We start from the raw sequence: 13,278 nt of genomic DNA, 5'->3' as shown, positions 1-13,278 counted from the left end.
ACCTATTCTCCGATCATCATTTTAATAATCTCTTCATTCGTCTCACGCATACCTTCTTTACCGAGACGACCGATATTCTGGATCGTTGCCTCCACACCTTTTGTTACAATTCCGTCACCGGCGTAGAACTGCTGTCCATTCAGGTACATGTTATAGCCAAGGATTCCTGCATCTACAGATGCCGCAATCTTCGCTGCACAGGAAGCTTTCGCTCCATCACAGACCATACCGGATACGATTGCCAGTGCATTCACAACTGTATGAATAACTTCTTCATAGCCGCCACCGCACAGGTATGCAATTCCAGCCCCTGCTGCCGCACCTGCACTGACTGCTCCACAATATGCGGAAAGTCTTCCAATTCCGGTCTTCTGATGGATTGCTGTCAGATTTGATAACGCAAGTGCACGGTATTTCTTCTCTTCTGTCACATTCAGCTCTTTTGCATATTCGAGAACCGGTAACGAACATGTCATTCCCTGATTACCGCTTCCAGCGTTAATAATAACCGGCAGCTCACATCCGTTCATACGTGCATCCGATCCTGCTGCCGCTCTCGCCTTCGCTCTTGTACGGACATCATCTCCGTACGCGCTTAAGAGAACACTTCCGATATTTGCTCCGTAGTCCCCGCGCAGACCTTCATCTGCAATCGCTGTATTATACTCAATCTGACGCCCGATTACTTCTTTAATATCGACAACATCTACCGTATTAATAAAATTCCAGATAGACTTCATGTCCAGAAGGCTTCTGTCCGTCAGCCCTTCTTCGTTCTCTCCTTCTACCGGAATGTTAAATATCACTTCACCATCTTTTTCAATATGTACAATGTTCGTATGATAATTTGCGATTCTTACCTTCGCATAGGAATCTTCTTTATACAACGTCAGCACAATATCAAATGTAATCCCCTGATCGATATGTTCAACTGTAATCGGCGTCTCTTTTAAAAATGTGATCATCTGCTCAATCTCATCCGGTGTCACTTCTGCGATAACTTCCAGCTCTTTCTCTGCCTTTCCGGCAATGATTCCTGCTGTCACTGCCGCCGGAATTCCTTTCAGATGATTCGTATTCGGAACAATGACACTTTTTACATTTTTTATAATACTTCCGCTGGCTTCTACCAGTACTTTATTCGGTACACATCCCAGTACTTCTCTTGCCTTTGCTCCTGCATAAGCAAGTGCGATCGGTTCCGTACACCCCATTGCCGGCACCAGTTCTTCTTTTAATATCTGTATGTATGCCTGATATTTTTCATCTGTTTTCTTCATGATAACCTCCCTGCTTTACGCAAATTCCCCAATATTTTTTACCCAAACAGTATAGCATAAAAATATTTCTATTGCCATCTAGTTTTGAATACTATATAATGGTTACATTGAGGTGATAATATGACAATTGATACAAATGATCTGCTGAACAGTATTTTATCCAGCATCTCCAGAATAGACTATATCAAGCCGGAAGACATCCCGAATATTGACCTGTATATGGATCAGGTCACTACCTTTATGGAAGAGAGTCTCCGCTCGACCAAGCGCTATACGGATGATAAGATCCTGACCAAGACTATGATCAATAATTACGCGAAGAACAATCTCCTCCCGCCTCCGGTGAAGAAGAAGTATTCACGCGAACATGTTCTTGTTATGATCTTTATTTATTATTTTAAAAACATTTTATCTATCAAGGATATTGAAACGATTCTTGCTCCTCTGACGGAACAGTATTTTTCAGACACAAAAGGACTCTCTATTACAGACATTTACAGTGATATCTGCGAACTTGAGAAATCACGCATTTGGAATATGCAGAAGGATGTTACACATTCTTATAATGCAGCGATGGAGATGTTTCAGGATATTCCAGATAAAGAACAGCGTAATCTTCAGATTTTCGCTTTCATCTGCAATCTGAGTTTTGATGTATACGTCAAGAAGCAGATCATTGAAAAACTGATCGACGAACTTCCAAAACCGGAAGAGCGCAAAAAAAAGAAGTAAGAACTTCACTTACTTCTTTTTTTATTCTTATTAAATTCTTTGTTATTCTATCGTATAAATGCTTTATTCTCCGCTCTGCTCTTCTTTCTTAGCAATTCGCTCAAATACCATATCGTATCCGTCATTCCCATAATTCAAAGAACGGTTCACACGACTGATCGTGGCTGTGGAAGCTCCTGTTTTCTCTGCAATCTCCAGATATGTCTTCTGCTCTCTCAGCATCTTCGCAACTTCAAATCTCTGCGACAGGGATAACAACTCGTTGATCGTACAGATATCCTCAAAAAATGTATAACACTCTTCTTTATTCTCCAGACTCAGCACAGCTTCAAACAGATAGTCAACTGCTTCCGTCCTTATTTTTTTACTCATAGCAATTATCTCCTTTGTAACAGTATTCATTACCGTTACATTTTAACACACTAAATTCGTAAAGTCTATAGCTTTTTATTACGTTTTAATGCTTCTTTCAATTTTACGATCGATGTATTCACGATCAGCTCTTCCGGAAAGTCCACTTCTCTTAATACGGGTTCCGACCATGTACAGTCTGCAATGAAAGCATCTACATGTGCATCTGAACCAAGCACGATCTTTGCTCCAAGCTCTTTACAGCATCTCAGCATCTCTATGGCGTTCTCTTTTGTATTCTGTCGGAAACCGCCAGGACGTAATGATGAATTATTAAGTTCCAGCAATGTTCCTGTCTCTTTTGCCTTTTTCACAATCGTCGGATAATCTACCGGAAATCTTCCGTCATCCGGATGTCCGATAATATCGATCCACGGATTCTCCATTGCATTTAAGTAAGCTTCTGTAACCGGCTCTTTTTTCCACTCATCTTCAAAACACAGCGTGTGGATGCTTGCAATAGCAATATCCAGTTTCCGAAGCACGGATTTTGGCAGATCTACACTGCCTGCCGCATCCAGAATATTTAACTCTGATCCAAGAAGCACATCGATTCCGTACATCTTACGCGGAACAACACCAAGATTTTCAAAATAATATAAATTCGTACTTCCGGGCATTTTTGGTGCATGTTCTGTAAGCGCCAGTCCTTTCAGTCCTTTTTCTGCTGCCATCTGTACCATTTCCCGCATTGTATTATAAGCATGTCCACTGACAAGCGTATGCGCATGTGTATCTATTTCGATTGTCATAATCTCTCCTCTTTTCTGTATTTTTCCACTTCTTGATTTAATTATACCCGATACGGCTTTCTTTTTCCAGATTTCTATTGACATCTTACGTTTTCACAGATATCTTATTTTATGGGCATTCTGTTTTGCATTGCAAATATGCTATATAATTCTGTAGTTATTCGCTGCAAATACTCAATGTGCCACAACATATTCTATACAATTAAGTAAGAGGTTTTTAATATGAAGAAAATACTTATGATTGCCACCGGCGGAACCATTGCATCCGCAGAAGGCGGAGACGGATTAACACCAGCTATGACAGGTGAAGAACTTGCAGCCAGCGTACCGGGCATCAAAGACAAATGTGATCTGACCGTACTACAGCTTATGAATATCGACAGTACAAATATGCGTCCATATCTCTGGGGACTGATGCGTGACGCGATCACAGAACATTATAACGATTATGACGGTTTTGTTATTCTGCATGGTACAGACACGATGGCTTATACAGCCGCTGCACTGTCTTACCTGATCCAAAATTCTGCAAAACCGATCGTTCTTACCGGCTCACAAAAACCAATGGGCAACCCATATACGGATGCCAAGATCAATATTTACCAGAGTATTCTCTATGCACTGGACGATAACTCCTGTGATGTTTCTATTGTATTTAATGGAAAAGTAGTTGCCGGAACCCGCGCAAGAAAACAGCGAACAAGAAGTTTTGACGCTTTCGAGAGTATGAACTTTCCACTTCTTGCCGTGATCCATGATGACCGGATCGTCCGTCACTACATTGCACCAACAACCGCTCAGGCAAATATGGTATCTTACCAGAGGCTGAACGACCGTGTCTTTGTTCTGAAGCTGACGCCAGAAGTAAAGGCAGATATTTTTGAACTGTTGCGCGGACATTACGATGCGATCATTCTGGAAACATTCGGTATCGGAGGTATTCCGGAATACGATGATTCTTTTGAGAAAGCTATCTTCGGTTGGGTAGATTCCGGAAAGACTCTCGCTGTCACGACACAGGTTCCGGAAGAAGGCTGTGATCTGGAAGTTTATCAAGTTGGTAAGAAATACAGCGAACACCCTAGCATCCTCCAGGCTGCGGATATGACAACCGAGGCACTTGTTGCCAAATTGATGTGGATTCTTGGACAGACAAACAATCCGAAAGAAATCCACCGCTTATTCTATCAGACTATCAATCACGACCGCCAGGAAGAGTTGTAATAATAAAGAAGAAACGGTGTTTCACAAATGATCATTCATCTATGAAACGCCGTTTCTTTTTATCTTACGCAAAAAATCTTATTTCTGCATATTTCCAAATATTAAAAATCTTATTTGTCGTATTCGTTCATCCATTTTAACAGCTCAACACAGTAATCATCATGTCTGTCTACGAATGTAGTATGACGCGCTCTCTCCCAGAGGATCCATTTAGAGTTTGGAATCTCATCCGCCATAGTCTTTGCTACTAATGGTGAACACAGATCAGAAATACCACTCATGATCAATGATGGAACTTTGATCTCGTGAAGTCTGTCAATGTACTCAAAATCTTTTAATGTACCGGATGGAACGAACTCGTTCGGTCCCCATCCATACAGGTAAGCTTCTCCACCGGATTTCTTTTCTCTTGTACAGCATTCCGGAAGATCTTCTCTCCAGTAGTTGCAGTATCTGTCCATATAATTGTCAACTGCTTTCAGATAAGCTTCTCCTGTAAAGTCATTGCGTTCCAGTGCATCATTGATTGCTGCCTGATCTTCCTCAGACATCATCTTAATTCTTCTCATTCCTTCTCTTGCCCAGAGGCTGCTACTTGGGTGCCCGGAAGAAATAATAAAGGATTTTACGCCTTTTGCTCCACGCTCGATTGCATATGCGATCTGCATCATACCGCCCCATGACTGTCCAATGATGTGGCATTCTTTCAGTCCAAGATGCTCTCTTAATGCGTCCAGCTCATCCAGCCAGAGATCCTGTGTCCACATCTCCGGATGTCCGTCCAGATAAGATTTTCCGCATCCTAACTGGTCATACATAATGATCATACGATCGTCATCATCTGCAACATTATCCAGAACTTCAAAATAGTTATGAGTAGATCCCGGTCCACCATGCAGACAGATCAGCGGAGCTTTTCCGTTGTCTTTCTGTTCTCCGACAATTCTGTAATAGGTCTGATAACCTTTAAAAGGCATATATCCTTCTGTAATTTTTGCCATTTTCTTTTCCTCCTCTTTGACAAAAAAAATTTGCAACACGCATACTGCGGCGTTGTATTGTAACTACAAATCTCTGTCATTGTATTTCTCGATTTGAGCGGCCAATACCATGTCATTATTATAACATAATTTCATATACTTTAACAGTAACCAAATATTAAATTTATGAAATTTTATTAAAATATCTATCAAATTATCCTTGCCTCTCCCCGTCACTTACAGTCATCCTTTATAATTCAAAATGGGCAGGAAAAATCCTACCCATTTTTCGTTGATGTAGCATCCACAGGAATCTGCCAATGGCAGATTCTTTAAGTATTCTCTTATTGATAATCCATAACATCGATCCACTTCATCAGGAAATCTTTCTCCAGTTCATTCTCTTTTACAAGCTGCGAAGCGGCCACAATCGGGAGCCACTGCTGTACATACTGGATTGCTGTGTCTGATTTCTTACAGAAAATTTTCAGATAGAGATCTGCCACTTCCTGATCCTTAAGCGCAAATAACAAATACGTCATTGCTGCATCTGCACTGGCATTTCCCTGTGTTGCATGTGCCCAGTCCACGACTGTCATTTTTCCATTCTTTCCGACAATAATATTGCTCGGATTGAAATCTCCGTGACAAAGCTTACTGTGATGTGGCATACTTTCCAGCCTCGTTAGAAGTTCGTATCTCTGGCTTGCATCCAGTTCTGTAATACTGTTGATCTGTCTTGCAAGCTTCTCTTTCAGATCTGGAAGCATCGGTGCTTTCCTAGACTGTATCTGTAATTGCAGGTCAACAAAGTCGGACATGTACTTGTCAATATTCGCCGGGTCCACATGCATCATCTCTTCTAATGTCTTACCATCTTTGTATTCCAGAAAAATCGCCCATTTTCCGTCAATATTTTCTATTTTCTGAAGCTTTGGAATCTCAAGACCGGTTGCTTCGACTCTGGCTGTTTCCATTGCTTCATTGAAAATGTCAACTTTTGGATGGTTCTCATCAAATAATTTAACGATACTGCCTTCACAGCGATACACTTTCTTATACGGACGTTCCACGATCAGTTTACATAAATCCATATTCATAAAATAAGCCTCCTTTTCTATATTTCCGAACTTTACTTGTTAAACATATTATATACCCGTAATACAGAAAAAGGAAGCTTTTTTTGATATTTTTTTAACTTATTTTTTGTGCTTTATTTTATTGTTAATTTTTCTACAATCTTACTATTTCATAATTGGCTTTAATGCTTCTGCAAGTTTTTCTTTCTGACTTTCGGCTTCTGCAAGATCTTTGCCAAGTGTTGTATAATAAATCTTAATCTTCGGCTCTGTTCCTGACGGACGAACGATTACTGTTGCGCCGCCTTCCAGCTTGTAAATCAGTACATTCGCAGCCGGCAGACCTGTCTCTTCCGGCTTCTGATAATCAGTTACAGATACAACTTTATGTCCTGCAACTTCTGTCAGCGGATTCTCACGAAGTCCCTGCATAATACCTGCCATCTTATCCATACCACTCAGTCCCGGAAACTCAAAGCTGTCAATCTTATTCAGATAACGACCATATTCCGCATAAATCTCTTCCATTCTCTGCTTTAGGGAACTTCCGATACTTCTGTAATAAGCTGCCATCTCACAGATTAACATAGAACCAATCACCGCATCTTTATCTCTTACATACGGTCCGGCAAGATATCCATAACTCTCTTCAAATCCAAAGATGAATCGATCTACTTCTCCTGCTTCTTCTAACTGTGCAATCTGATCTCCGATCCACTTAAATCCAGTCAGTACATTGCGAAGCTCGACACCATAATGTGCTGCAACTGCATCTGCAAGCGGTGTAGACACGATAGATTTTACAGCGACCGGATTCTCTGGCATTGTGCCTTTCTCCGTACGTCCTGCGCAGATATAATCTAACAGAAGAACTCCTACTTCGTTACCGCTTACCAGCTCATAAGAACCATCCGGGCACTTCATTGCAATACCAACACGGTCCGCATCCGGATCGGTTGCAAGCATCAGATCTGCACCTGTCTCTTTTGCAAGATTCAGTCCCAGTTCCAACGCCTCAAAAATCTCCGGGTTCGGATAACTGCAAGTTGTAAAATAGCCATTTGGATATTCCTGCTCCGGTACAATTGTAATATCCGTAATGCCAATATCTTTTAATACACGTGTAACAGGTACCAGTCCGGAACCATTTAACGGGCTGTATACCAGTTTCAATCCTGCACTCTTGCATAAGCCCGGACGAACCTGACGTGATTCGATTGCTTCATATAATGCATTCTTGCAGTCATCCCCTACAAACTGGATCAGACCTTTTTCTACACCTTCTGCAAAAGATATGTATTTTGCTCCTGTAAGCACATCTGTCTTCTGGATCTCTGCATATACAATTGCTGCCGCATCATCTGTCATCTGACATCCATCCGGTCCATAAGCCTTGTATCCATTATATTTTGCCGGGTTGTGGGATGCTGTAACCATAACACCTGCATTGCAGTTATAATAACGTGTTGCAAATGATAATGCCGGTACAGGCATCAGTGCGTCATAAATGCGAACCTTAATTCCATTCGCTGCCAGAACTCCTGCTGCTGTCTTGGCAAATACATCACTCTTCAGACGACTGTCATAACTAATCGCTACTGTCTGTGTTCCTCCCTGTGTCTTTACCCAGTTTGCAAGTCCCTGTGTTGCCTGACGTACAACATAAATGTTCATACGGTTCGTTCCGGCTCCGAGAACACCTCGAAGTCCGGCTGTTCCAAACTTCAGTGCTACTGCAAAACGCTCCTTGATCTCTTCTTCATTTCCCGCAATTTTCGTTAATTCCGGGTTCAGATCTGCATCTTCCAGATCTGCCTCCAGCCAACGTTTATACTCTTCCTGATACATTTTGATCACTCCTATTACTTCATATATTTCCATTCGTAAATGATACTTTTAATATAGCATATTTTCAGGCATGCCGCAATTTTGTTCTTGCTTCCTTGGCAGAATTCTCAAGATTAAAATCTTAAAAGTCAAAATCTTTATAATCTTCCGGCAAAAAACGATGATAAACCATATGACAGCCTTCATCTTTGAAGCAGTAATAATAGTCATCGGGTACCCCGTCCGCAAAACGGAGAAGATAATCAAACTCTCCATTTGACATAGTTTCAAAAATCACCTGATCTGAATGTGCTTCAAACAACTTCTTAAGATCCTCAATTGTACAGTCACGCTGCTGTACCTGTCCAATCAGTTCTTTTATGAACTCGTTATCTTTCATCTGTTCTTTTACATAGACACTTCCTTCTTCCGGAATGTGAATACAAAACCGGCCTTTCTTATGCGTCACCTGTACATTTCCCAGTTTGTCTGTAAATTCTTCCGGAAATGCCTGCAGTCGCTCCTGCATCTCTTCTGCCGTATCTTCTGCATGAAAGAAATGCTGCAATGTAGCGAGTGGATAATACAGTCTTACTGCTTCTTTACGAAATCCCAGTTTTGCCTGTTCTTCCTTCATAATATCCACAAGATTTCTCTCCATCTTTGCAAACCCTTCTTTTTGCCTTTTTTCTGCATGTTCCAAAGACTCTCCAATCTCGATCAGATGCCCGTCCGGATCATAAATACGGATCACTTGCTGTCCTCCGCTTTCTTCTTTTAGAGGATTCACATAAGTAATATTCCAGTCTGATTTCTCCAGTTTTCCTGCAAATTTTGTTAATTCATTCTCTTCAAAGTATAATTCTGCATTATTTCCTGCATTTTTGACTTTTTTTCCTGTTAATTTCTCCCAGATTTCTCGTTCCTGCAGGACTAATCCTTCTGTCAGTATCATATTTCCGTCAAAAGCTGTAATCACATGTAACCCGAACAGTTCTTCATAAAAGCGTCTGGAACGCTCAACATCTTCTACCACCAATAATATATTTTTTAAACGCATATTTTCCTCTTCTGTTATCTATGTACAATAACGGAATGATCTGTCTGTCAGTATCCTTGCAAATATCAGACCCAGCGGCAACGCCATAACAATAAGCATAGCTGATGCAAACCAGGATGCGGATACCGAAAGCGACATCATTCCCAAATTATAGAAGCCTCGATATAAGTATAACCCAGGAACCATAATAACAATAGATGGGACTGTCACTGAAATTCTCGGATATCCAGCTCTGTTTTTTATTAAAGATGCTAATATTCCAGCCGTAAGCGCTCCAATAAATGCCGCTACTGCCGGCGGCATACCGGTAAGATCAACAAATTCAAGTCGAAGTGTATTGGCAACTGCTCCGATTCCTGCAGCTACAGCTGCAAGTCCCGGTGGACTGTTGAACATAATGGAAAATCCAAACACACCACAAAAGCTGGTAAGAAGCCGGAATATCACCTGCTCTTCTGATGTTAAACAAATTTTTGGAAAATCTACCGGCTGTAAATGTAGAATTAATGCCATGATCCAGGCAGCCATTGTTGCGACAAGAATAACCAATATAGCATACGCAAAACGTTCCATGCCCGAACGCATATCCAGTTTTGCAAGGTCAATGCCACTCGTAATAAATGGGAACCCCGGAATAATAAAGAGCATGGCACATATATAACCAGCTTCATGTTGAATGGATATTCCCCACAAAATTTCTGCCAGTTTTAAAAATCCCGCATAAGTAAAACAAGCTAATGATACACTGGATACAATACACAAAAACAAAGTAAAATGGTGTTTTGTCAATTTGCACCGCACATAATTTCCAACACCTGCGCCAATAAATGCACAGAGCATTTCAATCGGACCGCCGCCAAGCAGAAATGTGAATCCACCGCACGCAAGCGCTGCAGCCATTCCCAGTGCCACAGGTGAATATAATCCATGAATTTTCTCTATTTCATCCAGAAGCTGATGTAACTGTTCTCCGGATATATGCTTTCCTTCCTTTTCAAAATTCCGGATAAATTTTTCCAGACGGTTTAATTTTGATGTATTTACCCCTGTATTAGTCAGACAAAGAGCTTGTGTATAACCATCTTCTCCATCAAAACAGGTGTATTCGATCGACATCAGTCCAATATCCGCGGTACATGTGATCCCCATCACTTCTGCAAGTGTATTCATGGAACTTCTCACTCTCCATGCTCCGGTTCCACAGGACAAGAGCATAATACCCACTCTGCCGATAATAGAAGCTTTCTCAGTAAGGCTTGCTTCTGTAACAGGTCTGTTCTCTCCTCCTGCATCTGTATACTCATGCCAGAGAACATCCATATGATTTTTTCGTAATTGATCTAGCTGCATCCTCATCACTTCCTAATCATTCAGATCCAGGCTTTCCTGTCCTGCTTTTTCCATCATCTTTTCCCGGCATGCTAGCACGATACCATCCACTTCCTGCAAGTGATGCAGCATCTTCTTCTCAAATTCGCGAATCGGCAGGAGCACCCCGATCTCATCAAACTCTTTTTGCTTTTTAATTCCTGTTTCCTGTCCGTAATATACAATTGCGCGCGGTGCTGCTTTCTGAATCTGCATAAATGTTTCCCATACAACTGCATACGCTTCAGCCTCTGTCAATCCCATCTTACATGTATCCGGTAAAGCATACAGAATCAATATGCCTCTGCTTTTGTTTTCTTTTTTCTCAACAATTTTTGTTCCTTTTTCATAAGACCGTACAAGATCATATCCATCTGCCAGATATACTTTTGATCTCGGTGCACATTGATGTATCTCGTATGTTTCTTTGAATTTCGTATATTCTCTTGCCGAGACCTTTTTTTCCTGTAACAGATTGCCATCTACATCTGTTAAAAGCACCGGATTTGCACCCGCTTTTCCGTGAAATTTTTTAGGGATCAAATATGCTTCCCGTAATAAGTCAAACATACTTCTTCCACAAAGTTCCAATAAAAGTGCCGTAACATCACCATTTTTATATGCATGAAACAGTACCTCTGCGAAATGTCCTGCTGAATCTCCGGATATATTTTCTTCTTCCAGATGTTCCTGAAATACGTCTTTTAATCTTCCACATGCTTCTTTTGATTCAAATATTTTAGAAAAAATTGCTTCTACAGCTTCTTCTCTCGGTAATACAGTTTGCATATTATCGCCTCCATAACAAAAATAGCCTTCTATACTTTATTAAGTATAGAAAGCTGTTTTTTCAAAGTCAAATAAATAACCTCTGTTTTATTTACATGGCACCTATGTTCTATATATATAATCACATTTCTGCATCATACACCTGCCATTTCCAATGCTAAAAATACATTTTCTACAACAATAAATGTTTAAAAGCTTCCTCTGCAATTCCCGGTGGGAAATTCATATTTTCCACCAGACAGATTTCTCTTTCAGGAATCTTTTCATATAATGATATCATCTGCAATTTTCCAGATTCTATTGCTGGTTTTACATATAATTCCGGTAAAAAGCCAATTCCCAGCCCACACGAAATCAGTGGCAATATCTGATCCATCGTCTCTACTTCTGTGTTCGGTGTAAATATCAGATTCTGTTCCATAAACCATTCCGAATAAAATTTGTATGATGTGCTGTCTTTCTCCAGACTGACTATGGGATGTGAAGCAATCTCTTTTAAATGAACCTGAGAATCTCTTTCTTTCCCTAGTATATCCAGACAAAACGCAGGACTTCCAACTGCAATCTCACGGAATTTCATCAGTGGCATTACTTTTAAAGGCTTCTGCGCCTTCAATGGAGTCGTTACAATTGCCAGGTCCGCCTGTCCCTCTTTTACCGCGCGTATTGCTCTTGGTGTACTATGATTCAACAAATGGAGCTGAATATTGGGATATGATTTATGAAACTTTGTAAGTACCGGAAGAAGCCGTAAATGTAATGCAATCTCGCTTGCACTGATCGTAACGCTCCCACTTTCCATACTACGTTTTCCTGCCAGCTCTACTTCCGCTGCATGAAGCTGCTGATAAGCAATCCTGACATGTTGATATAATAATTCACCTTCCTGTGTCAATGTTACACCACGGTTAGATCGTACAAACAACCGACAGCCAAGCTGATTTTCCAGATTGTTCATAAAATGCGTAATATTGGGCTGGTTGCTTCCTAATACTTTTGCCGCCTTTGAAAAACTCTTATAGGTTGTCACATAATAAAAAATCCGGTAATAATCGTATGTAATGTCCATTTTTCTCTCCATCTATATCACATCTATACCATATCTATATTTTATTTATATATCAGGTATGCCGAATATACATTTTACATTTCTTGTCATCTATTATACACTTGCAAAAGGAAAAAGAAAATCTATTTTTACAGAGGTGGCCTGCTATGATAAAAAATAATATAAAATTCACAACAACAAGTCAATTTATTATCTTTCATAATATTTGCAGTAAGGTTTCATCTGATGTACAAATACGCGATATTTCCAACCACAACAAACCCGTTGATGGGAAAAAGCTTTCTGAACTTGCAAATATCCAACTGGGTCTTCCAGCATTACTGATGATTCATGGTAATGACGAAGTTCAGGTTTTCTCATCTCTTCAAAAGTATGGAATCTGTCATAAAAAAGAGAAGAAATAATTTCCTCATTCTTAGTCACTCTCATACGACTGTCCGAAAAAGATAGCCGTCTTTTTACTTATCTATATTAAAATCCTTGAATAAAAGATTAATAGTTTTTATTTCTTATAACAAAAAAGCGACTGGCTTTATACCAATCACTTCTGTAAGTTATATACCTTCAAAACTGCATACAAGAAATACTCTTCATCCTTTACCTATCACCTTGCTTGGTCATGCCCTCGACCGATTAGTATCAGTCAGCTCCATGTGTTACCACACTTCCACCTCTGACCTATCTACCTCGTCGTCTTCAAGGGGTCT

Annotated in this window: 13 protein-coding genes and 1 rRNA gene; 3 read left to right on the top strand and 11 right to left on the bottom strand. The window is 40.4% G+C overall.

From position 1 onward, the window contains the following. Positions 1-2 precede the first annotated feature (2 nt). On the bottom strand, positions 3-1,280 hold the full coding sequence (locus tag H8S07_RS01555) for an L-cysteine desulfidase family protein (protein WP_186855293.1): 1,278 nt from the start codon (positions 1,278-1,280) through the stop codon (positions 3-5). Positions 1,281-1,400: 120 nt separating this feature from the next. On the opposite strand from H8S07_RS01555, the gene H8S07_RS01550 reads away from it, so the two are divergent. Next, positions 1,401-2,012 (top strand): DUF1836 domain-containing protein, encoded by a 612-nt coding sequence (locus H8S07_RS01550; protein ID WP_021861448.1) that lies wholly within the window; start codon positions 1,401-1,403, stop codon positions 2,010-2,012. 63 nt (positions 2,013-2,075) lie between these two features. Here H8S07_RS01550 and H8S07_RS01545 read toward each other — a convergent pair whose 3' ends face one another. Continuing rightward, positions 2,076-2,384: a YerC/YecD family TrpR-related protein gene (locus H8S07_RS01545; RefSeq protein WP_118661287.1), complete on the bottom strand. Its 309-nt coding sequence runs from the start codon at positions 2,382-2,384 to the stop codon at positions 2,076-2,078. Positions 2,385-2,449: 65 nt separating this feature from the next. Further along, entirely contained in the window at positions 2,450-3,175 is a 726-nt protein-coding gene (locus H8S07_RS01540; protein ID WP_118661286.1) for a phosphatase, read from the bottom strand. Positions 3,176-3,397: 222 nt separating this feature from the next. Between H8S07_RS01540 and H8S07_RS01535 the strand changes: the two genes are divergently transcribed. Next, positions 3,398-4,399 (top strand): asparaginase, encoded by a 1,002-nt coding sequence (locus tag H8S07_RS01535; protein ID WP_186855292.1) that lies wholly within the window; start codon positions 3,398-3,400, stop codon positions 4,397-4,399. Between the two features lie 110 nt (positions 4,400-4,509). Here H8S07_RS01535 and pepI read toward each other — a convergent pair whose 3' ends face one another. From pepI to H8S07_RS01495, 7 genes are all read right to left on the bottom strand, one after another. Then, positions 4,510-5,400, bottom strand: a complete 891-nt coding sequence (gene pepI, locus H8S07_RS01530; protein WP_021861452.1) for a proline iminopeptidase — start codon at positions 5,398-5,400, stop codon at positions 4,510-4,512. Between the two features lie 323 nt (positions 5,401-5,723). Beyond that, on the bottom strand, positions 5,724-6,479 hold the full coding sequence (locus tag H8S07_RS01525; RefSeq protein ID WP_186855291.1) for an aminoglycoside phosphotransferase family protein: 756 nt from the start codon (positions 6,477-6,479) through the stop codon (positions 5,724-5,726). A 144-nt stretch (positions 6,480-6,623) separates the two neighbouring features. Continuing rightward, entirely contained in the window at positions 6,624-8,306 is a 1,683-nt protein-coding gene (locus tag H8S07_RS01520) for a phospho-sugar mutase (protein ID WP_186855290.1), read from the bottom strand. 121 nt (positions 8,307-8,427) lie between these two features. Beyond that, positions 8,428-9,345, bottom strand: coding sequence for a DUF3877 family protein (locus H8S07_RS14725; RefSeq protein WP_330598473.1), 918 nt, complete (start codon positions 9,343-9,345; stop codon positions 8,428-8,430). 18 nt (positions 9,346-9,363) lie between these two features. Next, a complete protein-coding gene (locus H8S07_RS01505) occupies positions 9,364-10,695 on the bottom strand; it encodes a threonine/serine exporter family protein (protein ID WP_186855289.1) in 1,332 nt (443 codons plus the stop codon). Between the two features lie 12 nt (positions 10,696-10,707). Then, positions 10,708-11,502, bottom strand: coding sequence for a DUF4866 domain-containing protein (locus H8S07_RS01500; RefSeq protein ID WP_021861457.1), 795 nt, complete (start codon positions 11,500-11,502; stop codon positions 10,708-10,710). Between the two features lie 172 nt (positions 11,503-11,674). Then, positions 11,675-12,571, bottom strand: coding sequence for a LysR family transcriptional regulator (locus tag H8S07_RS01495; RefSeq protein WP_186855288.1), 897 nt, complete (start codon positions 12,569-12,571; stop codon positions 11,675-11,677). 146 nt (positions 12,572-12,717) lie between these two features. Here H8S07_RS01495 and H8S07_RS01490 point away from each other — a divergent pair, with 146 nt between their 5' ends. After that, a complete protein-coding gene (locus H8S07_RS01490; RefSeq protein WP_021861459.1) occupies positions 12,718-12,975 on the top strand; it encodes a hypothetical protein in 258 nt (85 codons plus the stop codon). A 209-nt stretch (positions 12,976-13,184) separates the two neighbouring features. Here the strand turns inward: H8S07_RS01490 and H8S07_RS01485 are convergent. After that, positions 13,185-13,278: ribosomal RNA gene (locus H8S07_RS01485) — 23S ribosomal RNA — on the bottom strand; the annotation flags it as partial.

Source organism: Dorea hominis, from assembly GCF_014287705.1.
In the GTDB taxonomy this organism is placed as follows: Bacteria; Bacillota; Clostridia; order Lachnospirales; family Lachnospiraceae; genus Dorea_D; species Dorea_D hominis.
The sequence above is the reverse complement of the archived record's forward strand: the minus strand, read 5'-3'. Positions and strand labels throughout refer to the sequence as shown.

What these genes read in the sequence shown, in the direction of transcription:
- H8S07_RS01555 (WP_186855293.1), bottom strand. Translation starts at nt 1,280, where the DNA reads ATGAAGAAAACAGATGAAAAATATCAGGCATACATACAGATATTAAAA.
- H8S07_RS01550 (WP_021861448.1), top strand. Translation starts at nt 1,401, where the DNA reads ATGACAATTGATACAAATGATCTGCTGAACAGTATTTTATCCAGCATC.
- H8S07_RS01545 (WP_118661287.1), bottom strand. Translation starts at nt 2,384, where the DNA reads ATGAGTAAAAAAATAAGGACGGAAGCAGTTGACTATCTGTTTGAAGCT.
- H8S07_RS01540 (WP_118661286.1), bottom strand. Translation starts at nt 3,175, where the DNA reads ATGACAATCGAAATAGATACACATGCGCATACGCTTGTCAGTGGACAT.
- H8S07_RS01535 (WP_186855292.1), top strand. Translation starts at nt 3,398, where the DNA reads ATGAAGAAAATACTTATGATTGCCACCGGCGGAACCATTGCATCCGCA.
- pepI (WP_021861452.1), bottom strand. Translation starts at nt 5,400, where the DNA reads ATGGCAAAAATTACAGAAGGATATATGCCTTTTAAAGGTTATCAGACC.
- H8S07_RS01525 (WP_186855291.1), bottom strand. Translation starts at nt 6,479, where the DNA reads ATGAATATGGATTTATGTAAACTGATCGTGGAACGTCCGTATAAGAAA.
- H8S07_RS01520 (WP_186855290.1), bottom strand. Translation starts at nt 8,306, where the DNA reads ATGTATCAGGAAGAGTATAAACGTTGGCTGGAGGCAGATCTGGAAGAT.
- H8S07_RS14725 (WP_330598473.1), bottom strand. Translation starts at nt 9,345, where the DNA reads ATGCGTTTAAAAAATATATTATTGGTGGTAGAAGATGTTGAGCGTTCC.
- H8S07_RS01505 (WP_186855289.1), bottom strand. Translation starts at nt 10,695, where the DNA reads ATGCAGCTAGATCAATTACGAAAAAATCATATGGATGTTCTCTGGCAT.
- H8S07_RS01500 (WP_021861457.1), bottom strand. Translation starts at nt 11,502, where the DNA reads ATGCAAACTGTATTACCGAGAGAAGAAGCTGTAGAAGCAATTTTTTCT.
- H8S07_RS01495 (WP_186855288.1), bottom strand. Translation starts at nt 12,571, where the DNA reads ATGGACATTACATACGATTATTACCGGATTTTTTATTATGTGACAACC.
- H8S07_RS01490 (WP_021861459.1), top strand. Translation starts at nt 12,718, where the DNA reads ATGATAAAAAATAATATAAAATTCACAACAACAAGTCAATTTATTATC.